26 protein-coding genes and 2 tRNA genes are annotated in these 24424 nt (G+C 38.2%); 18 read left to right on the top strand and 10 right to left on the bottom strand.

The window, feature by feature from the left end; genetic code table 11:
- The first annotated feature begins 12 nt into the window (after positions 1-12).
- From CVS97_RS03720 to CVS97_RS03670, 11 genes are all read left to right on the top strand, one after another.
- Entirely contained in the window at positions 13-357 is a 345-nt protein-coding gene (locus tag CVS97_RS03720; protein WP_021090750.1) for a hypothetical protein, read from the top strand.
- Positions 329-1033 (top strand): RNA polymerase sigma factor FliA, encoded by a 705-nt coding sequence (locus CVS97_RS03715; RefSeq protein ID WP_021090868.1) that lies wholly within the window; start codon positions 329-331, stop codon positions 1031-1033. Before CVS97_RS03720 ends, CVS97_RS03715 begins: the two co-directional genes overlap by 29 nt.
- On the top strand, positions 1033-2136 hold the full coding sequence (gene fliM, locus CVS97_RS03710) for a flagellar motor switch protein FliM (RefSeq protein ID WP_054196277.1): 1104 nt from the start codon (positions 1033-1035) through the stop codon (positions 2134-2136). Before CVS97_RS03715 ends, fliM begins: the two co-directional genes overlap by 1 nt.
- A complete protein-coding gene (gene fliY / locus CVS97_RS03705; protein ID WP_072594737.1) occupies positions 2126-2974 on the top strand; it encodes a flagellar motor switch protein FliY in 849 nt (282 codons plus the stop codon). Before fliM ends, fliY begins: the two co-directional genes overlap by 11 nt.
- Positions 2974-3567, top strand: coding sequence for a TIGR00730 family Rossman fold protein (locus CVS97_RS03700; RefSeq protein ID WP_107785107.1), 594 nt, complete (start codon positions 2974-2976; stop codon positions 3565-3567). Before fliY ends, CVS97_RS03700 begins: the two co-directional genes overlap by 1 nt.
- 48 nt (positions 3568-3615) lie before the next feature.
- A complete protein-coding gene (gene mnmA, locus CVS97_RS03695) occupies positions 3616-4638 on the top strand; it encodes a tRNA 2-thiouridine(34) synthase MnmA (RefSeq protein WP_084108657.1) in 1023 nt (340 codons plus the stop codon).
- Positions 4639-4750: 112 nt separating this feature from the next.
- Positions 4751-4825 (top strand) — tRNA-Asn (locus CVS97_RS03690).
- Positions 4826-5060: 235 nt separating this feature from the next.
- Complete coding sequence (locus CVS97_RS03685) at positions 5061-5546, top strand: PepSY domain-containing protein (RefSeq protein WP_107785106.1); 486 nt, start codon at positions 5061-5063, stop codon at positions 5544-5546.
- A 44-nt stretch (positions 5547-5590) separates the two neighbouring features.
- Entirely contained in the window at positions 5591-6235 is a 645-nt protein-coding gene (locus CVS97_RS03680) for a hypothetical protein (RefSeq protein ID WP_107785105.1), read from the top strand.
- 31 nt (positions 6236-6266) lie between these two features.
- Positions 6267-6926: a response regulator transcription factor gene (locus tag CVS97_RS03675; RefSeq protein WP_107785104.1), complete on the top strand. Its 660-nt coding sequence runs from the start codon at positions 6267-6269 to the stop codon at positions 6924-6926.
- The gene (locus tag CVS97_RS03670; RefSeq protein WP_107785103.1) at positions 6910-8259 is read left to right on the top strand and encodes a sensor histidine kinase; all 1350 of its coding nucleotides are present in this window, start codon (positions 6910-6912) and stop codon (positions 8257-8259) included. Before CVS97_RS03675 ends, CVS97_RS03670 begins: the two co-directional genes overlap by 17 nt.
- Positions 8260-8787: 528 nt before the next feature.
- On the opposite strand, the gene nifB is transcribed toward CVS97_RS03670, so the two are convergent.
- Together nifB and CVS97_RS03660 are read right to left on the bottom strand one after the other, a co-directional pair.
- Positions 8788-9615 (bottom strand): nitrogenase cofactor biosynthesis protein NifB, encoded by an 828-nt coding sequence (nifB, locus tag CVS97_RS03665; RefSeq protein ID WP_107785102.1) that lies wholly within the window; start codon positions 9613-9615, stop codon positions 8788-8790.
- On the bottom strand, positions 9615-10154 hold the full coding sequence (locus tag CVS97_RS03660) for a 4Fe-4S binding protein (protein ID WP_234401410.1): 540 nt from the start codon (positions 10152-10154) through the stop codon (positions 9615-9617). The genes nifB and CVS97_RS03660 overlap by 1 nt, the downstream gene beginning before the upstream one ends.
- Here CVS97_RS03660 and CVS97_RS09390 point away from each other — a divergent pair.
- The gene (locus CVS97_RS09390; protein ID WP_234401408.1) at positions 10102-10326 is read left to right on the top strand and encodes a hypothetical protein; all 225 of its coding nucleotides are present in this window, start codon (positions 10102-10104) and stop codon (positions 10324-10326) included. The two genes, CVS97_RS03660 and CVS97_RS09390, sit on opposite strands and share 53 nt — an antisense overlap.
- 94 nt (positions 10327-10420) lie before the next feature.
- Here CVS97_RS09390 and CVS97_RS03655 read toward each other — a convergent pair whose 3' ends face one another.
- Positions 10421-11080, bottom strand: coding sequence for a substrate-binding domain-containing protein (locus CVS97_RS03655; protein ID WP_234401409.1), 660 nt, complete (start codon positions 11078-11080; stop codon positions 10421-10423).
- A 49-nt stretch (positions 11081-11129) separates the two neighbouring features.
- Positions 11130-11267 carry a twin-arginine translocation signal domain-containing protein gene (locus CVS97_RS09385; protein ID WP_234401407.1) on the bottom strand — a complete coding sequence of 46 codons (138 nt, stop codon included), beginning with the start codon at positions 11265-11267 and terminating at the stop codon, positions 11130-11132.
- Positions 11268-11637: 370 nt separating this feature from the next.
- On the opposite strand from CVS97_RS09385, the gene CVS97_RS03650 reads away from it, so the two are divergent.
- From CVS97_RS03650 to CVS97_RS03625, 6 genes are read left to right on the top strand one after another with little or no spacing between them, the layout of a single operon-like run.
- On the top strand, positions 11638-12222 hold the full coding sequence (locus CVS97_RS03650) for a restriction endonuclease subunit S (protein WP_107785101.1): 585 nt from the start codon (positions 11638-11640) through the stop codon (positions 12220-12222).
- Between the two features lies 1 nt (position 12223).
- Complete coding sequence (locus tag CVS97_RS03645; protein WP_107785100.1) at positions 12224-13714, top strand: type I restriction-modification system subunit M; 1491 nt, start codon at positions 12224-12226, stop codon at positions 13712-13714.
- Positions 13711-14916 (top strand): restriction endonuclease subunit S, encoded by a 1206-nt coding sequence (locus tag CVS97_RS03640; RefSeq protein WP_107785099.1) that lies wholly within the window; start codon positions 13711-13713, stop codon positions 14914-14916. The genes CVS97_RS03645 and CVS97_RS03640 overlap by 4 nt, the downstream gene beginning before the upstream one ends.
- Positions 14897-16285, top strand: coding sequence for a hypothetical protein (locus CVS97_RS03635; RefSeq protein WP_107785098.1), 1389 nt, complete (start codon positions 14897-14899; stop codon positions 16283-16285). The genes CVS97_RS03640 and CVS97_RS03635 overlap by 20 nt, the downstream gene beginning before the upstream one ends.
- Positions 16282-19356 (top strand): type I restriction endonuclease subunit R, encoded by a 3075-nt coding sequence (locus CVS97_RS03630; RefSeq protein WP_107785097.1) that lies wholly within the window; start codon positions 16282-16284, stop codon positions 19354-19356. Before CVS97_RS03635 ends, CVS97_RS03630 begins: the two co-directional genes overlap by 4 nt.
- The gene (locus CVS97_RS03625; RefSeq protein WP_107785096.1) at positions 19349-20008 is read left to right on the top strand and encodes a M48 family metallopeptidase; all 660 of its coding nucleotides are present in this window, start codon (positions 19349-19351) and stop codon (positions 20006-20008) included. The genes CVS97_RS03630 and CVS97_RS03625 overlap by 8 nt, the downstream gene beginning before the upstream one ends.
- 112 nt (positions 20009-20120) lie before the next feature.
- On the opposite strand, the gene CVS97_RS03620 is transcribed toward CVS97_RS03625, so the two are convergent.
- From CVS97_RS03620 to aspS, 6 genes are all read right to left on the bottom strand, one after another.
- Positions 20121-20197 (bottom strand) — tRNA-Ile (locus CVS97_RS03620).
- Between the two features lie 123 nt (positions 20198-20320).
- Positions 20321-20839 carry an inorganic diphosphatase gene (gene ppa / locus CVS97_RS03615; protein WP_107785095.1) on the bottom strand — a complete coding sequence of 173 codons (519 nt, stop codon included), beginning with the start codon at positions 20837-20839 and terminating at the stop codon, positions 20321-20323.
- Positions 20840-20909: 70 nt separating this feature from the next.
- A complete protein-coding gene (locus CVS97_RS03610; RefSeq protein ID WP_107785094.1) occupies positions 20910-21245 on the bottom strand; it encodes a NirD/YgiW/YdeI family stress tolerance protein in 336 nt (111 codons plus the stop codon).
- Between the two features lie 284 nt (positions 21246-21529).
- Positions 21530-21784 carry a hypothetical protein gene (locus CVS97_RS03605; protein WP_107785093.1) on the bottom strand — a complete coding sequence of 85 codons (255 nt, stop codon included), beginning with the start codon at positions 21782-21784 and terminating at the stop codon, positions 21530-21532.
- An 85-nt stretch (positions 21785-21869) separates the two neighbouring features.
- Positions 21870-22439 carry an adenylate kinase gene (locus tag CVS97_RS03600; RefSeq protein WP_107785092.1) on the bottom strand — a complete coding sequence of 190 codons (570 nt, stop codon included), beginning with the start codon at positions 22437-22439 and terminating at the stop codon, positions 21870-21872.
- Between the two features lie 186 nt (positions 22440-22625).
- A complete protein-coding gene (aspS, locus tag CVS97_RS03595; protein ID WP_087578515.1) occupies positions 22626-24383 on the bottom strand; it encodes an aspartate--tRNA ligase in 1758 nt (585 codons plus the stop codon).
- Between the last annotated feature and the right edge of the window lie 41 nt (positions 24384-24424).

Raw genomic sequence — 24424 nt, 5'->3', positions numbered from 1 at the left:
GGAGATTGAGCTTTGCGTGCAGAAAATTTTATAGCATTTTTTACGGTTTGTGGTTTTTTTGTAGGTATAGTTTTTACCTTGCTAAAGGTGAGTGAGCCTATCGAAATGCTTGTTTATACACTAGTTATTACTTTGTTTTTTTATCTTATAATTCACATTGTTATAATGAACTACATCGATGTGAAAAGGGCTTTAACTAAAATTTTTGACAAACAAAAACACGAAGAGATCGCAGACTATCTCATCTCTGAGCTAAATACTAGAGAAAAGCGTATGGAAAATATAATGGTAAAAATGACTGCTGAAAATTTTGATTCTGGTAAACGAAATGCACGAGTTAAAGCAAAAGCAGCTTAATGCTTATAAAAACACGATAAAAAAAGAACAAGACGAGATCGTATTAAAATATATGCCAGCACTGCGTGCAATGGCGTTTAGACTTAAAGAGAGGCTACCATCAAGTATAGATACAAATGACCTAATAAGCATTGGCGTCGAAGAGATGATAAAGCTTAGCAGGAAGTATGACAAGGAGCAAAATGACTCTTTTTGGGGTTATGGCAAAAAGAGAATTTATGGCTCTATGCTTGATTATCTAAGGACGCTTGATGTTGTTAGCAGAAGCGATAGAAAGCTAGTAAAGAGCATAAATAGCGAGATAGATAACTACTTTAATGAATTTGAAGAAGAGCCAAGCGATGAGTATTTGGCCGAAAAGCTTAATGAAGATATTGAGAAGATAAGAGAGGCAAGAGGCGTTAGCGGTATCATTACTATTTTGCCAATAGACGAGCAAATGGAGCTAATTGGTCAAAATGATGTCGAGAAAAGCATTGAGAGAGAGGATCTCATTTTAAAAATAGAAGAAGCTTTAAAAGATTTTGACGAAAGAGATCAGATGTTGGTTCAGCTTTATTATTATGAAGAGCTAAATTTAAAAGAGATAAGCCAGATCATGAATATTAGCGAGAGTAGAATTTCACAAATTCATAAACGTTTGCTTGATCGTATTAGGCGTAGCTTGGGGGTTTAATGGCTGATATTTTAAGTCAAGAAGAGATAGACGCGCTACTTGAAGTTGTTGATGAAGACGGCGATACGAGTAATATCGAGGTCGAAGAGAGATCGCAAGGCGAACAAAAACAGATTATTATTTATGATTTTAAGCGTCCAAACCGCGTTAGTAAAGAGCAGCTCCGTGCGATAAAAGGCATCCATGATAAGCTTGCTAGAAATTTAGCTAGTCAAATTTCTAGTGTTATGAGAAGTATCGTCGAGATCAGACTTCACAGTGTTGATCAGATGACTTATGGCGAATTTTTGATGAGCTTGCCAAGTCCAACGAGCTTTAACGTCTTTTCTATAAAACCGCTTGATGGAAACTGTGTTTTGGAGATAAATCCAAGTATTGCCTTTCCGATGATAGATCGTTTGCTTGGTGGAACTGGTGAAAATTTTGAAGCAAATAGAGAGCTAACCGACATCGAAGTAAATTTGCTTGATGCGGTGCTTAGAATGATCATGCAGCGTCTAAAAGAGAGTTGGTCGATGATAACTGATATGTACCCAAATGTGGAAGCTAAGGAGAGCAGTCCAAATGTCGTACAGATCGTCTCTCAAAATGAGATTGTCATCATGGTCGTTATGGAGATCATAGTTGGCGGATCAAGCGGTATGATAAATTTATGCTATCCAGTCATCTATCTTGAACCGATACTCTCACGCCTTGCAAACAGAGATATTATGCTTGGCGAAACAAGTGCAAAAAAAAGTAGAAATAAAGAGCTAAAAACACTTATCGGACGAGCAGAAATTTTATATGAGGCCATACTTGGCAAGTCGATCATTAGCGTAAATGAGTTTTTAAATTTAAAAGAAGGCGATATTTTAAGGCTTGATAGAGGAGCTGATGATAAGGCGATCGTTTGTATCGATAAAAAAGAAGTTTTCTTAGCTGAAGTTGGGCTTCATAGATTTAGAAAATCTATAAGGATTGAGCAGCTAATACGCTCTGATAAAGATGAGATCAAAAATATCTTAGAAAAATACGAAGAAGAGCGAAAAGCAAAGCTAATGGCGTATGAAGCTAATGAGCGCAAAATGGAAGAAGAAGAGGACGACGAAGATGATGAATGATTTTTTTAATATATTTTCTAATGAATTAAAAGCTACTATCGAAGGACTTACGGGCAGAGCTCCAGAGGTTGGTGAAAGAAATGAATTTGATGCACCAACGCAAAATGGCATAAAACCGCCGGTAGTGATGGCTAATATCTCTTTAAGTGGCGACATCAATGCTAAAACAGAGATAGTATGTACTCCAGTTTTAATAAGTGCCATTAGCGAATGGATGATGGGCGAAGAGGAAATTTCAAAGAATGAAAATTTAGGCAGTGATGAGCTTGACGCTGCAAAAGAGATATTTTCAAACCTTTTTAGTGCTTTTAGTACATCCTTGGGTGCTCAAAAGGGCATGCCAAAGATAAATTTTGAAGTAATAAATGTAAATTTTTTAGATGAAAATTCTTCGCTTGATTTTAGTGTTTATGAAAAGTTATTTTTATTTAATGTCAAAATCGAAGATCTAAGCGAGCATATTGGTTTTGCTTGCGATCATTCGTTGATGAAATTTTTTGAGCCAACAAAGACCGAAGCACCAGCTGCACCAGCGAGCACTCCTCACGTAGCTAAGGGCGATTTTAGCGCTGAAGAGATGAGAAATATCGGGCTTATAATGGACGTTAGGCTGCCTATTCGTGTTCGTATCGGCTCAAAAAGAATGCTTTTAAAAGATGTGCTTACCATGGATATTGGCTCAGTTATCGAGTTAAATCAATTAGCAAACGATCCGCTTGAAATTTTGATCGGCGATAAGGTAATAGCCCTTGGCGAAGTTGTCATAATCGATGGAAACTTTGGCATTCAGATCACTCAGATAGGCTCAAAACGCGAGAGGCTTCAACAGTTAAAATAATGAATAATGAATTAGTTAGCGATCTTTTAAATTTTCCAAACGTCTTAAAATATAAAAATAAAAATGTTACCTTCTTTGGCTCGGCTAGATTTGATGAAGAAAATTTCTACTGCAAAAAGGCTTATGAGCTAGCTTATAAGCTAAACGAGCTAGGATATGCTATCTTAACCGGAGGCGGGGACGGCATAATGAGAGCCGCAAACAAGGGCGCGTTTGATAGTGCAAAATCGCCAAGTATAGCCTTAAATGTGAGGCTTCCATTTGAACAAAATACAAACCCTTACGTCACAGCAAAATATCTCTTTTCAAATTTAAGCCCAAGAAAATTTGCACTTACCGATCGTTCAGTCGCATTTGTCGTCTTTCCGGGTGGCTTTGGCACTCTTGATGAACTTTTTGAAATTTTAGTACTTGCACAAGTTGGTAGTAAAAAAGTAAAAATTTTTCTTTTTGGGAGTGAATTTTGGCAAGGGCTTGATGAGTTTATAAAAAATACGCTAGTTAGCCAAAAAACAATAAAAAAAGAAGATATAAATTTATACAAAATCACCGATGATTTAAAGCTTATTGTAGATGAAATTTTGGCTATTTAAAAATAAGATATAAAATATCCCCTTTTAAATTTCAAAGAGGTAAAAAATATGAAAGTAATGGTCGCAATGAGCGGTGGCGTAGATAGCACTATGACGGCTAAATTTCTGCAAGAAGCTGGTCATGAAGTGCAAGGTTGCTATATGATGCTGCATCAAAAGCCAGGATATCACGAAGAAAATATCAGAAAAGTAAAAAAAGTAGGCGAGTATCTTGGCATAAAGGTGCATATTTTGGATCTGCAGGATAAATTTAATGAGTTTGTCTATGATCCTTTTGTGAAGCTCTATAAAGAGGGCAAGACGCCAAATCCTTGTGCTTTGTGCAATAAATTTATAAAACTGGGTGCGTTGCTTGATTTTGCAAAGGCAAATGGCTGTGAGAAGCTTGCTACTGGGCATTATGTGCAAGTTATTGATGGATTTATCACATGCGCAAAAGATCCTAGCAAGGATCAAAGCTACTTTTTAGCCCAAGTGCCAAAAGAGATATTAAAAGATGTTATTTTTCCGCTTGGGGATAAATTTAAAAAAGATATAAAAGAGCTTGCAAGAAGTGTAAAAGTACTTGAAGAATTTGCTACGCAGGCAGAAAGTAGTGAAATTTGCTTTGTGGAAGATACCTATATCGAAGTTTTAAATAAGCATTACAATACAAATTTACCAGGAAATGTAGTTGATAAAGATGGCAAAATAATCGGCCGCCACCAAGGCTATATGCACTATACTATCGGTAAACGCCGTGGTTTTGAGGTTTTTGGCGCCCATGAGCCACATTTTGTTATAAAGATAAATGCCGATAAAAACGAGATCGTTGTAGGAACAAAAGATGACTTGGCTCAAAAGGTAGTCGAGCTTGAAAACGTAAATTTGTTTATAGATAAAGATAAATTTGAGTGCGAAACCAAGATAAGATATAGAAGCCCTAAACTTGATGCTTTTGTTGAGGTTGATAAAGAGAATAAAACAGCAAAACTAACGCTAAATCAAAATGCACTTGGTGTGGCACAAGGCCAGCTTTGTGTTATGTATGATGGCGATAAGGTTATTGCAAGTGGATTTATAAAAGGCTAGTTTTAGCCTTTTATAAAAATTTATTGAGCTCTGTGCGATTTTTTCTAAATTAAGCTAAAATTTATTGACAAAACATATCTTTTCGTCTATAATACGAGCTCTTTTCAAGTGTTCCGGATTAGCTCAGCGGTAGAGTAGGTGACTGTTAATCACTTGGTCGCTGGTTCGAACCCAGCATCCGGAGCCATTTATCTTCAAAAATCCTTTTAAAATCTCGATTTTAACGATGTTTCAAGAACTTTAAGTTTTCTTGTTTTTGTAATTTTCTCTTTTATTTCCCCTCAGTTTTATTTATTATTTCAAAGTGTATCGTTTTATTTGTGATCAAAATAAATTTCCTTTATTCATTCTAGCTTCATTTAAGGCTTTTATAATGTGCTCATCCAAACAAGAGTTGGAAATTAAAAATAAAAGGATCAAAAATGAAAAATGTATTAGGTACAGCAGTTTTAGCGGTAGTTTTAGGAGCAACAAGTTTGCAAGCAGCCATCACATCAAAAGAAGCTTTAAACATAGCTGAGAAAAACTTTCCAGGCTCAAGCGTCAAAGATATCGAGATGAACGTCAAAAATGATGTGATATTTTACGAGATAGAGTCTTTTAAAGATAGCATTAAACAAGAGATTAAGATCAACTCTAATAGCGGCCAAATCGTTAAAGTAGAGAATAAAAATAAAAAACATATCTTACCGATCGAAGCGGTAGATTTTTCGAAATTTGCTCTTAGCATCGACGAGGCTGTGGCCAAAGCTCAAGCGCTCGAGGCTGGCTGGAGTCTTGATGAGGCAGACCTTGATAATAAAAATGGTGCTTGGATATACAAAGTAGAGCTTAAGCGCGACAGGAGCGAGAAAAAAGTGATCATAAACGCTCAAACTGGCGAAATAATCGATAATTACACAAAGTGATCTAACGCCCTTTTTGGGCGTTAAATTTTATAAAGGTAAAAAAGATGAGTGAAAATTTAGATCAAAATTTAAACGAGAAAGTTAGCAAGCAGGTCTTAGAGAGAAATTTGAATAAAAATTTAAGCGAAAACGAGATAGAAAATATAAGTGAAAATGTTACTAATAAAAATAGTTACGAAAATTTAAGAAAAAGCGAGCAAATGCCTGAAAATTTAGATAAAAATCCTAGTGAAGAAAGCAGTAGCGTAGAAATTTTAAGTCAAGCTACCTCAAAATACAAAGCTCAAAATTTCTTTAAAAATGCGCTTGAGCTTTCGCTTCAAGGTGTAGCGGGTGCGCTAATTTGCACTGGCAAGGCTGGAGTGTGGCTATCAAACGCTTCAAACTGCCTAAAAGATGAGGCGCAAAGGGCGAAGCTATCAAAGATAAATGAAGAGCAGGCTAAATTTGAAAGAATGGCTTGCATCTTGCCAGAAAAAGTTAAAGAGATAGTCATAGAGCGCCTAAAAACAAAGCCAGAAGAGGTGGAATTTGCACCGATCTATCTAGCGAAAAAACAAAGTTTTGGCACATTTTGCACGGAGTATTTTTATGAGGCAAGGGCTAAATTTAATGGCTTTTTATATGATTTCAAGATAGGCGCAGCAAATGGCGAAATTTTAAATCTAAAAATAAAAAGCCAAATTTGATAAAATAGCTAGCAAAACCAAGAGAGGCAAGATGAAAATTTTAGTCGTCGAGGACGAAATAGACCTAAATAGCGTCATCACAAGGCACCTAAAGAAAAACGGATATAGCGTAGATAGCGCGTTTAACGGCGAGGAGGCGATGGACTTTACCGCCGTCGCGCACTACGATCTCATCGTGCTTGATCTTATGATGCCAGTGATGGACGGACTTACATTTTTGCAAAGATCACGCACCGCAAAGCTAGCGACCCCTGCGCTGATACTAACGGCAAAGGACGATGTGGACGACGTTGTAAAGGGGCTTGACGCGGGTGCTGATGACTACTTGGTTAAGCCATTTGACTTTAAGGAGCTGCTAGCTAGAGTGCGCACGCTCATTCGCCGAAACAGCGGCAACGTGGCTAGTGAAATTTGCGCAGGTGAGCTAAAGATCGACCTTTCTAAAAAGTCAGTCGAATTTAGCGGCGAGCGGGTAGAGCTCACTGGCAAAGAGTATGAAATTTTAGAGCTTTTGATGCTAAACAAGGGCAGAATTTTAACTCGTGACCAGATCAAAGAGCACGTCTGGGACTTTGACTACACAGGCGGCTCAAACGTCATTGACGTGCTTATAAAAAATATAAGAAAAAAGCTTGGCGAGTGCGAAGTGATCCAGACTAAAAGAGGGCTTGGCTATGTTGTTAAGGATTAAGCAAGCTCTCGCAAACATACCGATAACGGCTCGTGTAACGCTTTGGTACTCATTTTTTATCATCGTTATCGTGGCGGTTCTCATTGCCATCTCAGCGGTCGTGGCAGATGAGGTTTTTGAGGATGTGAGCCAAAAAAAGCTAGCCAAATCAGTCACCAAGATCGCCAATAATATGGATGAATTTGAGCCATATGATGATGGGATATTTTTTATAAAATATAACGCAAAAGGCGATGTAATCGGCGGCTTAGCGCCAAAGCGCTTTCAAATTTCACTTAAAATGAATAGTGGTGCGGTGCAACTTTATGAAGAAGGTGAAAACCGCTTTTACTACTACGATATCGCAGCTAAAGGCAAAGACGTCTGGGTCAGAGGCGTGATAAACGCGGAGAAATTTTTCAAAAAAGAGGGGCTATTTTTACTAGCGCTGGGCGTTTTTGTGCCGGTTTTATTTCTCTTTGTGCTTTACGGCGGTTACAAAACGATAAAAAATGCGATGAAACCAGTCGCTACGATGTCAAAAACTGCGCTTGAGATAGGCAGCAGCCGGGACTTCTCAAAGCGCATAGACCTACCTGCTGGCAAAGACGAGCTACACGCGCTTGCGAGCGTTTTTAACCAGATGCTTGACTCCCTCGAAAGGGTCTATCAAAGCGAAAAACAGCTCACCTCAGACATCTCGCACGAGCTACGAACGCCGCTATCTGTCATCATGGCTGAGAGCGACTATGCTAAAAATTACTCGCAAAATTTGGACGAGGCCAAGGAGTCGCTGGAGGTCATCTCTAGGCAGTCAAGAAAGATAACCTCGCTTATAGATCAAATTTTGGAGCTTTCAAGGTTGGAGGCTGGCAGAAATTTGGAGCTAAAACGCATAAATTTAAGCTCTATCTTGCAAAATTTAGCCAGTGATTATGAGAAGCTAGCAAGTGCAAAGGGGCTAAAATTTAGCTGCGTTGTAGCGCCAAATGTCCAAATCCTTGGCAATGAGCTGATGATATCAAGGCTAGTGGATAACTTTTTAAGCAACGCACTAAAATTTGCAGAAGCTAAGATCGAGCTAACTTTAAGTGTGTCAAAAACGCACGCACTTTTGTCTGTAAAAGACGATGGCTTAGGCATCTCTAAAAAAGATATCGAGCTAATCTGGAATAAATTTTATCAAGTTGAAAGCTCAAGAAACAAAAGCCAAAACAGAGGCAGTGGCCTTGGTCTGGCCATTGCTGCAAATATAGCTAAAATTCACAGCGCAAAGCTAGGCGTAAAAAGCGAAGCAGGAGCTGGAAGCGAATTTTGGGTGGAATTTGATCTGGTAAATTTAAAGCAAGTATAAATTTAGGCAGTTTGCTAAGACAAAATTTATGAAATAGCAAATAAATACGAGTATAAATTTAAACGCCGCATAAAACGGCGTCTATATTTTTAAAACAAAGTTAAAATCATAAACTTTTGCAGAAATTTCATGGTTAAGTTGCCCCAAAAAGAGCTCTTAGGGCATACTCATATCATAAGCATCAACAAAGATTATCAAAGCTACGAGATAGATGAAGATAGTAGCGGTTGAGGTCTATATAGTAAGTAAAGCATTAAGACGTATGATTTAAAGCCCATTTAAAAGGCTTTTAAAAGAGTTTGTAAAATAATGTAAAGAAAATTTCGCTACCTTGTTTTTGAGCAAAACTCACGTCAATTACGAATTAACCACACTTTTCTATGCTTTTTATAACTTTGATATCTAGCAAGCTTTACAAAATTTAACCAAGAGCCAAGAGCTGCAAGGCACGCATGCTGTAAGCCACGAACCACGCAAGCTACAAACTAAAAAGCAAAAAAAAGGCACTAAATTCAGTGCCTTTTATCGCTATCTCTCGCCAAGTTTGCCACATGCATCAGCGCGGCATCTACTGCAATGTGACATTTGATTTATGTCACTACCTATTGATCTGCGGATGCGGTGGATCTCATCAGTTGAAGGGGATTTTAAATTTTCAAAAGGCGTATCATGCACCGGTATCATCGCCATGCAGTTCATTATATCAGCTCCCCATTGCTTTGCTTTTGCCGAGATGCTTTGGACGTGGTCCATATTGACCCCAGGGATGACTACGGTGTTTATCTTTACTAGCATACCAGCCTCTTTTAGCTTGCGGATGCCCTCGTCCTGGCGTGCTAGCAGTATCCTAGCAGCCTCCTCGCCGTAGTAGTTTTTATTTTCATACCTCACCCACGAATAGACCTTTGAGCCAACATCTGGCGTCACGGCATTAACCGTTACTGTCACGTGGCTCACGCCAAGACGCACGATCTCATCAACATGCTCAGGCAGTGCTAAGCCATTAGTTGAGAGGCATAGCAGGGTATTTGGGAAGTGAGACTTACACTTTTCAAAGGTCGCTAGCGTCTTGTCAGCGTCGCACATCGGATCACCAGGTCCAGCGATGCCGATGACGGATATGTCTTGTCTAAATTTAAAGAGCTTTTCTAAAAATTTCACTGATTCATCTGGCGTTTGCACCTTTGCTGTTACGCCAGGGCGGTTTTCATTAGCGCAGTCATATATGCGGTTGCAGAAGTTGCACTGGATGTTGCAGTGTGGGGCAACTGGTAGATGCACGCGTCCGTAGTTAGCGGAGGCCTTTTTGTTAAAGCATGGGTGGCTGTCTAGATCAGCCTTAGTGCGAAAAATCATTAGCTCTTTTTCCTTCCAAATTTAATGGCATTTGCATGGCAGACATTGAGGCAGTCACCGCAGTTTGTGCAGTTTATCTCATCAGGTCTCGTCCCCATCTCGCACTTGCGCAAGCACGCGTCGCAGTCGTCACAGGCACTTGTTTTATAGACGCGAAATATCGAAAATCTACGCAAAATTTCAAGCACGCCGCCTGATGGGCAGACGAAGCGGCACCAAAGGTTAGCTATGATTAGCGAGGCTAGTATTACTGAGATGATGATCACTGTGCGAGTGACCCACTCCCATTCGCCAAAGCGAAGTGACAAAGTAACGGCAGTTAGGTACTCGTCGCTCGTTCTTATAGGTATCATCATGCGAGGATTGCCCCAGACGAAATAGACCCAAAGGCTGACTGCTGTGGTAGCTAGCATGCCTATTTGAGCGAATATTAGCTTTTTGCTGCGAATTTTTAGCTTGAAAAATGCAAATTTACCAAGCATTTGATTGACAAAGCCAGCTGGACAGACCCAGCCACAAAATGCCCTACCAAAGAGGATGACAAGCGCTGGGATAAATAGCCAAAATCCAAAAAACAGCGATGTGATCCGCCCCCCAACAGGTGATGATAGGGCAGTTTTGGCAATTTACAAAAGGCACCACAAAAGGGCATCTAAAAATGCCGTAATACGCCCATTGTCCGATGCCTGCTATGAAGATGAGCTGCACTAGGCGTCTTATCTTTGTTGTGGGAGAGTTTTTGCTTCTCTTTTTTAAATTTATGTTGCCGCATGCACTGCTATTAGAGCATGCGCTATTACAGCTACTACACATCTTTTACACCAAACCTTTCTATAAGCTCTAGCCCACGCGCTGAATAAATGGAGGTAAAGCCATGTTTTTTAAAAATTTCTTGCCCTTCGGTGCCACAAACAAAGTCTGCAAAGTCATTTGCGAGTCTTTCATCTTTTACATATTTCATTATATTTAGTGTAAAAGTGAGCGGTCCAGGCGGGATGAGCTTTTCATCGATGGGCATATACTCAATCTTATCTTTAAACCTATCGTGCGTTGTTAGGCGCTTTTCGATGATCGAAGCATCGCCCTTGCCATCAACTAGCTCGCACATCATATTTATGACGCATGATCCGTTTGCGACCATATTTTTCATCACCGCATCAGTGAGGTTTGAGTTTTTTAAGATCCCTTTGACTGGGCCACTGCCAGGGGGCGATGATCTAAGAGGCAGCATCACTCTAACTCCAGGCTCTGCAAGGTCTTTTAAGTCGCGAATGCCAGCAGGGTTGCCTTTTGGCACGACTAGGACATAGTCAGTAAAGCATAGCGGCCTAAAGTGGAGGCTAAGACCAGCTTTGCGAAGTTTTTTAGAAAGCTCTAAGACTCTTGCTCCAAAGAGCTCGGTCGTGCTTTGAAGTGCTAAAAGCGACTTGCCAAGAGCACCAGCAAATGCGCCGGTGTATTGGATGTTGTGCCCTGTTCTTGACTCGTAAATGGCATTTAGCTCATTAAATGCTTCACGACCAAACCTGAAGCGAGTCAGACTTAAATGGCGTAAAGCCAGCCAGCATCGTTTGTGGCGTGGCAGCAGCAGCTGTGGCTAAAGCACCTTTTAAAAAGCCACGGCGTGATATACCGGTTTGTTTTAATTCCATGAAATCTCCTTTTGGGATTTAGAAATGTAAATTTGATATTTTCGGCACGCGAAACTTGTGAAATTTGACTTTTGTAATTTGCAAAAATGGTAGTTGAAGGTAAATTTATGCAAATGTAAATCGCAACTGCGACCAAATTTGGTGTAATTATAACCAAAAGTAAGTTTAAAAAGCGAGATAATTTTAATGAGATAAAAATTTATATTGTAAATTTAATGTCTAAAAAATAATTAAGGTTTTAGCCGACAATTTGATGTATTATTTTAGAAATAATATAAAAACCTATTGCTAGTTTTTACTTTTTTGTTATACTTCGCTCATAAAAGCATTAGTATTATTTTAAAAATAATACAGAAAGGAGTATCTTAAAATGATAAAAATAGGCGATATGTCTGAGATAAAAACTGGTCTAGTTTTAAACCGCAAAAAGGCAGACAAAAACGTAGATGAGAAATTTCGCTATAAAGTAGTCTCGCTAAAGTCCTTTAATGAAAGTGCGCTTTTTGATGACACATTTGCCGATGAGTTCATATCAAGCGAAAAAATAAGCGATGAGTATAAAGTAAGCCGTGGCGATGTCTTGCTGCGCCTTAGAGAGCCGAATTTCGCCGTTTATATAGACAAAGATTATGACGATCTTATCTACTCATCTTTGATGGTTCGCATAAGGGTTAAAATCGATAAATTTGATCCGCGTTTTGTGGCGCATTATCTAAACAGCAGCGCCGTTAAAAGAGCCCTTGCACCAGATGTTTCAGGTACTACAATAGCGATGATAGGCGTTGCAAGCATAAATAATCTAAAAATACCAGCCATAAATTTGCAAACTCAAAACAAGATAGTAAAATACCTAAATTTAGCTCGCGAGGAGAGCGAAATTTTACAAAATTTAGTAGCTCAAAAGCAAAGATATCACAAAAGCATATTTGAAAATTTAATAAAAGAGGAGAACTAAGATGCAAAAGACCACTCAAGATACCATAAATAACGTAGTTTGGAAGGCTTGCGACACGTTTCGCGGCACGATGGATGGAAGCGACTATAAAGACTATGTTTTAACGATGCTTTTTGTTAAGTATCTATCTGATTTTTATAAAGAAAAGCTCGAATTGCTTAAAGCCGAATACGGCGACAAGCGCGAGAGGATCGAAGCAAAGCTAAAGAAAGAGAAATTTAAGCTTGATGAGAGTTGCACCTTTGAGTATCTTTTGGCGCACAAAGAGGCCGTAAATTTAGGCGAGATAATGAACAAAACTCTAGAAAAGATCGAAGAAGACAATAAAGATAAGCTTGAGGGCATCTTTAGAAGCATCGACTTTAATAACAAAAACAAGCTTGGCGACACGAAAGAGAGAAACGCCATCTTGAAAAATTTGCTTGAAGATTTTAGCGACGCTAGGCTAGATCTTCGCCCATCTATGCTTGAGGGCAACGACATAATAGGCGACGCATACGAGTATCTTATAGCTCATTTTGCAAGTGACGCAGGCAAAAAAGGCGGAGAGTTTTACACACCAAGCGAGGTTTCGACGCTTCTTGCAAAGCTAGTCGAGCCAAAAGAGGGCGATATGATCTACGATCCTACTTGCGGCTCTGGCTCGCTTCTTATCAAGGCTTCAAAAGAGGTCGGCAGCAAAAATTTCCGCCTTTACGGACAAGAAAAAAACGGACAAACTCACGCGCTTTGCAAGATGAATATGTTTTTACATGAGATAAACGACGCCGTCATTGAGTGGGGCGACACGATCAGAAACCCGCTTCATCTGCAAGACAACCTTATAAAGACATTTGATATAGTCGTGGCAAATCCACCCTTTAGCCTAGATAAATGGGGTGCTGACTTTGCTGGGAACGATCCTTTTATGAGATTTGCTAACTACGCTTTGCCGCCAAAGAGCAAGGGGGATTACGCATTTGTCGTGCACATGATAAAAAGTCTAAACAGCAACGGCAAAATGGGCGTCGTGCTTCCGCATGGAGTGCTATTTCGCGGAGCAAATGAGGGTAAGATCCGCCAAAAGCTAATCGAAGAAAATTTACTTGATGCCGTCATCGGACTACCGGCAAATTTATTTTACGGCACGAGCATCCCTGCTTGCATACTCGTTTTTAAGAAAAACCGTGCAAACGAAGATGTGCTATTTATCGACGCTAGCAAAGAATTTGAAAAAGGCAAAAACCAAAACTCACTAACCGAGCAAAATATCAAAAAGATAGTCACTACCTATAAAAACAGAAGCGAGATAGAAAAATACTCCCACCTAGCAAGCCTTAGCGAGATAAAAGATAACGACTACAACCTAAACATCCCTCGCTACGTCGATACTTTTGAAGAAGAAGAGCTTGTGGATATCGAGGCTACAAAGGCTGAGATTTCACGTTTAGAAGCTGAGCTAAAAAGTGTTCAAAGCAAGATGAGCGACTATCTTGCGGAGCTTGGGTTATGAGCGAATTTAAAAATTTACCAAGCGGATGGAAGGTCGTGAGGCTTGGGGATGCTTTTGATTTTTTAAAAACTTATACAAATTCACGTGAAAGTCTAAATGATTATGACGAAATTTCATATATCCATTATGGGGAAATACATAAAAAATATAAATTTTACTTAGATTTTCGTGTTGCCTCTTTGCCAAAAATACATCAAAGTAAGTTGGGGGGCAAACCAGAATTTATCAAAAATGGAGATTTGGTCATTGCCGATGCTTCGGAAGATTATATAGATATCGCAAAAAGCGTGGAAATTAAAAATTTAGAACACAAAGCTGTTGCTGGGCTTCATACTTTCTTGCTTAGAGATAAAGGCGATTATTTCGCTGATGGTTATAAAGGATATATTCTTTACGAGCCTTGGGTTGCAAAAGAGCTAAAGAAAAAAGCCACAGGTATTTCTGTTTTGGGGATTTCAAAATCAAATTTATTAAATTTAAAAATCAAACTTCCGCCACTAGACGAGCAAAAAAAGATAGCGGAAATTTTATCTACTTGGGATGAGGCTATAAATTTGACTATAAATTTGATAGAAAGCAAAAAGCAGTTTAAAAAAGCTCTTATGCAAAATTTACTCACAGCCAAGATCCGCTTTCCTGAGTTCCAAGACAAGTGGGAGAGAGTAAAATTAAAGGAAATTGCTGAAGTATATCAGCCGCAAACAATTTCACAACGTGAATTAACAGATGGCGGATTTGATGTTTATGGTGCTAATGGTATTATAGGAAAATACGGTAGGTATAATCACGAATTTGAACAAGTTGTCATAGGTTGCAGAGGAAACTGTGGAGCGGTTAATTTTACAAAACCAAAATCATGGATAACTGGTAATGCTATGGTTATAAATTTAGACAATTCAACTAAAGCTATAAAAACTTTTATTTATTATTTACTATCAAATACAAATTTTCAATATCTAATCTCTGGCTCAGGACAGCCTCAAATTACAAGTAACATTAGATATCATAAAATAAAGCTTCCAAATTTAAAAGAACAACAAAAAATCGCAGATGTTTTAACGGCTTGCGATGACGAGATAAATTTACTAAATTTAAAGCTGGAAAATTTGAAAAAACAAAAACAAGGCTTGATGCAAAAACTACTAAGCGGAAACATAAGAACAAAAGTAAAAGGAGGAAAAAATGTCAAGATGGATGACTAGGTATGGGTCGAGTGATTTTCATAGCAAATGGGAACTATTTAAGACAAAATTTAGTGAATTTAATATTAAAGAGATTGGGAATGTAGAAATTATTGATGAATACAATAGACTTGGAAAAGTTATAATTTTTATAGATAGCTATCTAAAGCTAATCGATCCTGAATTAAGCCCAGAAAATTTATTGGATAATTCAAGAAGTTATTTAGAAGGTGCTTTGCATTATTTTGATTTATTCATCAATAATAGAACTATTGATTACATTGTAGCAACAAATAACTATATAGATCAGCTTATTGCTGGGTTAAGGAATTTAAATATTCTAATGCCTAAAATTTCTAGCAGATCAGTTTCTAACATGGTGCAAGAATACACAGATACTATAAAAAAGGCTTTGGAGGATATAAATTTAGAAAAAATAAAAACAGATGTCAGGGAAATTTATAGATTAAAGAATGAGTTAATAGATGGAGAGAATAGCATTGAAGATAGTGTTAAAGACTTTTTTTACAAAATAAAAGAAAAATATACAAAAATTGCAGAATTTCATGATGAAACCTTAATTGATGAAAAAGATTATATATCAACAAAAACTAAGATACTGGAAGCAAAAAAAGATATTTTAAATGATATAAATTTAACTAAAAAGTATTTAACGGAAACAAATAAGGATTTGGAAGATCTTGAAAAATTTTATGTAAAAATTTTTGGAAAATTTGATGAAGAAGAAGGAAAAAGAATAGGAGGATTAGAACAAGAATTGGCAACAAGAAAGAATGAACTTGAGGAATTTAAAAACGATCAAATAAATCAATTAAATAAACTTGAAGAAGAACATGGTTTAAAGCGCAAAGCTTTTGAGAAAGAAATAGAAAAATTATTAGAAGGTGCAACTAGTGCAGGATTGGCAGAGGCTTATAGTATTGAAAGAAAAAAATTTATATGGCCAATTAGAATATGGAATGGTGTATTTGTAGTCTGTCTTTTTGCTATTTCAATTTTGTCTTTTATGACATTAAAAAATTTAAGTTCGATAGAAGAGATTGCAAAATCTATACTTCATTCTTTGCCCATAACATTACCTTTGATATGGGTTGCTGTATATGCCAGTAAGAGACGTAGTGAAAATCAAAGACTAGAACAAGAATACGCACACAAGGAAGCATTATCTAGATCATATATAAGCTATAAAAAGCAGATTAGTGAGCTAGGTAAAGAAGATAGTGAATTGCTAGAAAAGCTAATTTTGGAAGCTATAAACACAATATCATACAATGCAAGTAAAACATTAGATAAAAAGCATGGAGACGGCACAATATTAAACGAAATAACGCAATCTATTAAAAATTTAAGTCAAAGTGAGAAAAAATGACCCCAGATACTTCAGAAAATAAGATCCAGCAAAATAGCATAAATTTACTTCAAAGCTTGGGCTATAAATTTATAAGCAGGGAGGAAAATTTAAAGCTTCGAGGCGGTAAAACCAGCGAGGTTTTGTTTAGGGAAATTTTAACCAAAAAGCTTGGCGAGATAAATGGCTACGAGTATAAGGGCAAGCGATATAAATTTAGCCAAAGTAACGTTTTAAAAGCGGTCGATGAGCTAGCTGGGGTATCTTTAAACGAAGGGCTAATGGTCGCAAACGAAAGGATCACAAATTTGCTCTTGCTTGGAACCAGTTTAGAAGAAAATTTAGAAGATGAGACGAGAAGAAGCTTCTCTTTTAAATTTATAGACTTTGAAAATTTACAAAACAACGACTTCTATGTAACAGAAGAATTTGAAGTAAGCAGAGTAAGCCAGAGCGACGTGCAAAAGCATAGAAGGCCTGATCTCGTGCTTTTTATAAACGGTATACCAATAGTCGTGATCGAGCTTAAAAAATCAAGCGTGAGCTTTGAAAACGGCATAAAGCAGCTTGAAAAAGAGCAGGGCAAAGATGAGATAGCGCATCTTTTTAAATACATCCAGCTAACCATCGCAGCAAACGGAAGTGGAGCAAGATACGGCACTACTGGAACGCCGTTTAAATTTTATAGTGTGTGGAAAGAACAAGACAAAGCAAAAGCAAAAGAGAGCTTAAAGAGCGTGATAAATGGTAGAGAGGTAAGCGCGCTTGATATGACGCTCTTTGCGCTACTATCTAAAGATAGACTACTAAGGCTAGTTAGGCACTATATAGTGTTTGATAAGAAAATGAAAAAGGTTTGCCGCTATCAGCAGTTCTTCGCTATCGAAGAGACGCTAAAGAGAGTATCAATGGTAAAGGACGGCGTAAGAGCGGGCGGACTCATCTGGCACACGCAAGGAAGCGGCAAGTCGCTCACGATGGTGATGCTAACAAAGCTTTTAAAGCAAATTTATATAAACTCAAAGATCATCGTCGTAACTGACAGGATAGATCTAGATGGGCAGATACACGAGACTTTTGAAAATACGGATGTAAAAGCAGGGCGAGCAAGCAGCGGAAGCGATCTGATAGAAAAGCTACAAAGCGGCATTAGCGTGATAACTACGCTCGTGCATAAATTTGAAAAGGTAAAAAATCAAAAGATAGTGATAAGAGATGGCGATATATTCGTGCTAGTGGATGAGAGCCACCGCACGCAAGGCGGAGATTTACATAAGGCTATGAAAAAAGCGCTGCCTCTTGCTTGTTATATAGGATTTACCGGCACGCCGCTTTTAAAGCGTGAGAAAAACAGCTTTGCTAAATTTGGCGGAGAAATTCATAGATATACGATAGATGACGCGGTAAAAGACGGAGCTGTGTTGCCGCTACTTTACGAGGGGCGATACGTGGGTCAAGGGGTGCTAGATCCTGATGGGCTAACTAGGAAATTTGATCTAATATCAAAAGAGCTAAGCGATGAGGCCAAAAGGGACTTGCAACAAAAATGGGCGAGGTTTGAGCGCGTGGCATCTAGCGAGCAAAGGCTAGAACTGATAGCTGTGGATATAAATGAGCATATTAAAAAGACTTTGAAAAAAAGTGGCTTTAAGGCGATGCTAGCAACGCAAAGAAAATATGACGCCATAAAATATCATGAGATATTTGAGGAATTTGGAGAGATAAAAAGTGCCTATGTGATATCAAGCAACGAGCACGAGGAGCTTGAGGGCGGGCATAAAGAGTATGTCGCAAAGGCGTGGCAAGAGACTATAAAGGGCTACGGCAGCGAGGAAGCGTATCTAAAGCATGTGAAGGATGAATTTATTTATGGCGATGAGATAGATTTGCTTATTGTTGTGGATAAGCTTTTAACTGGCTTTGACGCGCCAAGAGCAAGCACGCTTTATATAGATAAGCAGCTAAAAGAGCATAATTTGCTCCAAGCTATAGCTAGAGTAAATAGGCTTTATGATGGGAAAGATTATGGCTATATTATTGATTATAGAGGGCTTCTTGGCGAGCTTGATCAGGCGCTTACTAGCTATGCTTCGCTAAGTGGCTTTGACCCAGAGGATATAACTGGAGCCGTAATAGACGTAAGAAGCGAGATCATAAAGGCAAAGACTTACTATACTCATCTGGATGATCTTTTTAGCAGTGTGAAATTTAAAGACGATCTAGAAAGCTACGTGGCGGTTTTAGAGGACGTGCAAAAACGAGATGACTTTAAAGAGTGGTTATCGCAGTTTGCTAGGGCGTTTAAACTAGCGCTTTCAAGTGAGAAAATTTATGACATATTAAGCGAAGAGGAGATCAAAACTTATAAGCAAAGGGTTAAATTTTATAACGAGCTAAGAAAGGCTGTGCAGCTAAGATATCATGAGGCTTGTGACTTTGGCAAATATGAAGCGCAGATGCAAAAGCTGCTTGATACTTACGTAAATGCACAAGGGGTCAATGAGCTTACAAAGCTTGTAAATATCTTTGAGACGGAATTTGACGATGAGGTGCAAAGGGTTGAGGGTAAAAATGCAAAGGCTGATACTATCATCAGCGCCGTAAGCGCGGTGGTAAAAGAGAAAATGGACTCAAATCCAGCCTTTTATAAATCAATAGCACAGCAGATACAAGATATCATCAACGAGTATAAAGCAAAAAGGCTAAGTGAGGAAGAAAAACTTGCCAAAGCAAAACTACTAAAAGACCTAATAACTGGCGCTTTAAAGCCAAATGAAGACAGGTATCCAAAAGAATTTAATGGTAAGAAAATTTTATTTGCTATTTATGATAATTTGCTTGACATTTTGGGGGATGTGGAGCTTGCGGATGTTGAGGTGGTCGCTAAAAATTTGAGCGTGAAATTTTATGAAATTTACAAAGAGGCCTCAAAAAAACCAGAATGGCACAATAATAAAGATGTAGAAAATGAGATAACAAGCGCTATGGAGGACGCTCTTTGGGAGATAGAGGACGAATATGACGTTTCTATCGATGAGAAGGAAAAAATTTACCAAACTATCCGTGGAATAGAGATAAGTTTTTATGCTTGAAGGCGTAAAAATCGTCCGAAAAGACGTAAAAAATATCACTTTAAAAGTTAGACCAAATGGCGAAGCGATCCTAACGGCGCCAAAAACGGCAAGCGATGAGCATATAAAATTTATCATAAAAAAAAGAGCTAAATGGATAGCGCAAAAGCGCGCGTTTTTTGCCTCGTTTAGGACGCCCGAAAAAGAATACGTAAGTGGCGAAGACTTTAAATATCTTGGGCGAAGCTACCGGCTTAAAGTCGTGCAGTCTAAAGAGGAGCGCGTAAAGCTACAAAGAGGCTATCTGGAGCTCTTTGTGAAAGATAAAAGCGATATAAAACGAAAAGAAAAATTGGTCTATGAGTGGTATCACGAAAAGGCGATGCTATATTTTTTTAATATCTTGCAAGAGTTTAACAAGATAGTAAAACAAGATATCAAAAGCGTAAAGATAAGGCAGATGAAGACAAGATGGGGGAGTTGCAATCCTTATAAATCATATATAAATTTAAACATAGGACTCATCAAAAAACCAAAATCGTGCATCGAGTATGTCGTATTTCACGAGCTTGCTCACCTACTGTATCCAAATCACTTAAAGAAATTTTATGACTATCTAACGCTTTATATGCCTGACTGGCAAAAACGAAAGGAAATTTTAGAGAGAGTTTAGAAAATTTGGCTTAAATTTTGGACTATTAAACATTTTTTGTATTTTAAAAATATTTTAAAATCTAAGTAAAAGTGATGAAAAATTTTTAATTTTTTAGTGTTGTTAAAGTAGGTGGTGGGTTCACCAGGACTCGAACCTGGGACCATCCGGTTATGAGCCGGATGCTCTAACCAACTGAGCTATGAACCCACAGTTGAAAGAAAATCGTATTATACAAGAAAAAGCTTATCTAAATATAAAAAATTGCCTTTTTAGTATAGCGCATAAAAAGAACAAATTTAAAAAGAAAAGCCCTAAAATAGGGCTTGTAAGTTATTTATAATTTTTTATCGCAGCGTCTAAAATCTCTTTTGCAGCATTTGCGTCTTTAAATTCTTTCACCTTAACCCATTTGTTAGGCTCTAAAATTTTATAAGTTTCAAAGAAATTTTTGATCTTATTTAGTGTTGCAGCTGGTAGATCCTCGTAGCTTTTTATCGCATCATATCTTGGATCGATCTTTGTAACTGGTACAGCCAAAAGCTTCTCATCCATACCCGCCTCATCTTCCATTACCAAAACACCTATTAAACGGCAAGGAATGACGCTACCAGCTTGGAGCGGATACTCATTTAGCACCAAAATATCAGCTGGGTCACCATCAGCCGCAAGTGTGTTTGGCACAAAGCCGTAGTTTGCTGGGTAAAACATCGCTGAGTAAAGCACACGATCAACTACTACCGCACCGCTATCTTTGTCGATCTCGTATTTGATATTTGAGCCATAAGGTATTTCGATTACAGCATTGATTTTGTCTGGGTTTGAACCAGCTTTGATCTTTGAAACGTCCATATATTCGTCCTTTTTATTAGAAATTTTTGTGATTTTAGTATTTTTTGCATTAAATACGCGTAAAATTTAACTACTTTATAACCTCTACGCTATCGACATCGATCTCTGTTTTCATAAGGTCTTTATCCACTTCACCTCTTATTCTTAAAAGTGTATCTTCGTTGGCTGCTATGTTATCCCATTTTTTGTTATCGATCTCAATAATAATGACATCACCATTTTTATCGATAAATTCATATTTGTCTGATTTTATGTGCGATTTTATTTTGCCCTCAAGTACGACTTTAGCGTCGTCTTTTAGTTTCAAAGCCTCTTTTGTGCTTATCGTTTCACTTGAGTATTTTGATGTGAAGCCTCCAGCCATTACGATGTTAGCAGCTAGTGAAGCGATTATAATTTTTTTCATTTTTATCCTTTTAGAATTTGTTGTAAAAATTTAAAAGGATATTATATTTTTGATGTTAATGAAAAGTAAGTTTTTACATAAAGTCTTTTGTAACAATGTTATAGATGTTTTTGGCGGTGATTGGTAGTGCTCTATCTGCATTGCCGCCAAGAAAGCCATATCTGATCTCGACCGTAACATTAAATTTGGCTACCTCTTTGCCACCTTGATCGACTAAATTTACGACTGCGAGAGTCTCAGATTTGCCAGCACCACCTATGCCTAGGGTTAAGTGTCTAAGGATTCTAACTCCATTTTTTGTTCTTTGTATATCGCATTTTATGAATTAGATCATCGCCGTACTGGTCTCTCTTTTTTAAAAAGGCGTTTATGTATTTTTCTAACTTTTTATCAAGCTCGGTTTCTCCGCAAACCGCTTTAGCGCTACTGTACTTATACGCGGTGTCTTTTTCAACCATCTCTATATGCTTTTTGGCACATCCTGTAAAAGCAAAAATGGCTATGATCGCAAGTAGTATCGTAAATTTAAATTTATGCATAATTTCATCTTTGTTTATATTTTTTAAAAATAAGCTTAGGATTATAGATCGGAACCTTGCACCTTTTGATGCAAGGTCTGTAAATTTATAGAAGTTTAGCTAGTAAATTTTTGATATCAGCTACGATCTCGTCAATGCCACGCTCGCCATTTACTACGTGAAGTAGCTCTTTTTCGCTGTAAAATTTGCGGATAGGTTTGATCGGATCAAGATATACTTTCATGCGGTTATTAAACACTTCGTTGTTGTCATCAGCACCTCTTGCACGGCCGAGCACTCTTGCTCTTGCCACATCTTCGCTAACATCTACTTCAATGACGCCTTTAAGAGAAATTTCTTTTTGCTCGCTTAATACCTTGTCAAGCTCTGTCATCTGTTCAACGCTTCTTGGGTAGCCATCTATTATGATGTTTGATTTATTTGAGCTTTTGATAGCTGAGACGATCGCATTTACGACGACGTCAAGTGGGACCAAATTTCCTTTTGAGATAAAGCTGTCTATTAGTTTGCCAAGCTCGCTACCACTTGCGACTTCAGCTCTTAAAAGGTCGCCAGTTGAAAAGTGAGCAAATTTCTCATCATGCTGTGCGATGATCGATGCGTCTGTTGTTTTGCCGCTGCCTGGAGCGCCGATGATTAAAAATAAATTTTTCATTCTTTCCCTTTTTATATTTTTTGAGCGCCTTTGAATGAGTTTGAAAATTTCACCCTGCAGCAGACTATATGTCTAGCTTTGGGGTGAAATTTTCTGCACAACAACCAAAATCATCTCAAAAATTTAATCTTTAAATAAAATAACTCAAATTTAGACATCTAAAAGTCTAAATTTATTGCAAAAATTTTAAGCCTTTTGCTCTTTTTCTCTTATCCTTAGTCCTAGCTCCCTAAGCTGCTCGTTGCTAGCGTGGCTTGGTGCCTTTGTTAGTGGGCACTGAGCACGTTGTGTTTTAGGGAAGGCTATGACGTCACGGATCGAGCTTGCTTTATTTACAAGCATATTTAGCCTATCAAAGCCGATCGCGATACCACCGTGTGGAGGCGCACCAAATGTCAAGGCATCAAGCAAGAAGCCAAATTTCTCACGTTGCTCCTCTTCGTCTATGCCAAGAAGCTTAAAGACCTTTTGTTGGATATCGTTTTTGTGAATTCTTATACTTCCGCCGCCAAGCTCAAAGCCGTTTAGTACGACGTCGTGAGCGATAGATAGGATGTCCTCAAGATCAGGCTCGTCTATATTTTTTGGCATAGTAAATGGATGGTGCATCGCAGAGTAGCTGCCATCGTCATTTTGCTCAAACATTGGGAAGTCAAGCACCCATAAAAACTCAAGTTTGTCTTGATCAATGATACCCATTTGTTCAGCTAGGAAAATTCTAAATCTTCCCATATAATCAAGCACGATCTTCTTCTTACCAGCACCAAAGAATACAACGTCACCAACTTTTAGCTCACATCTTGAGACGATCTCGTCAAGATCGCTTTGCTCGAAAAATTTACAAAGTGGGCCTTTTAGTCCTTCTTCTTTCATTTGGAAGTAGCCAAGACCTTGTGCACCAAATTTACGTACAAACTCCTCAAATCTATTCATCTCGCGCTTACTAAAGATGTTGTCGCCATTTGGTACTTTTAGCGCTTTGATGCGGTTTTTCTTCTTATCTTTTGCGATCGAGCTAAAAATTTCATTGCTTGAGCGCTCGAAAATATCGATAACATCGATCATTTTTAGATCATATCTAAGATCAGGCTTATCTGAGCCATAAGTCTCGGTTGCCTCTTTGTAGCTCATACGTCTAAATGGCGTTTTGATATCGTATCCGCAGGCTTTAAAAATATCTTTTAGCATCGTTTCAGCCATATTTATGATATCTTCTTGCTCGACAAAGCTCATTTCGATATCTATTTGAGTAAATTCTGGTTGGCGATCAGCCCTTAGATCTTCGTCGCGGAAACATTTTGCGATTTGGAAATATTTATCAAAGCCCGAGCACATCAAAAGCTGCTTAAATAGCTGTGGGCTTTGTGGGAGCGCATAAAATTGACCCGGATATACACGGCTTGGCACTAGGTAGTCTCTCGCTCCTTCTGGAGTTGCGCGTGTTAAAACTGGAGTTTCAAACTCGATAAAGCCCATTTTATCTAGGCTGTTTCTAGCTGCGATCGCTGCACGAGAACGCATTTTAAATATATTTTGTAAGCGCTCGCTTCTAAGGTCTAAAAAGCGATATTTTAGTCTGATGTCCTCATTTACGCTCTCATCACCTATCATAAATGGTAGCGGCTCGCTTGGATTTTCGATGATTAGCTCGCTTACTATTACTTCTATCTCACCAGTTTTTAGCTTTGGATTGGTTAGTCCTTCGCCTCTAGCTCTTACTTTTCCTTTTGCTTTTAAGACATATTCATCTCTTACTTTTGCAGCCACGTCATGTGCTTCTTTGCTATCAGCCGGATCGCAAACTAATTGTATAAGCCCACTAACGTCTCTTAAGTCGATGAAAACAACACCGCCGTGGTCTCTATATGTGTTTGCCCAGCCACAAAGTATTACTTCTTTGCCGATATCAGCTTTGCTAAGATCGGTGCAATAATGACTTCGCATAAAATGCTCCTTTGCAATGTTTTTTAGGCAATTATAATCGC

It is taken from the genome of Campylobacter concisus, assembly GCF_003049735.1.
Lineage (GTDB): Bacteria > Campylobacterota > Campylobacteria > Campylobacterales > Campylobacteraceae > Campylobacter_A > Campylobacter_A concisus_AN.
The sequence above is the reverse complement of the archived record's forward strand: the minus strand, read 5'-3'. Positions and strand labels throughout refer to the sequence as shown.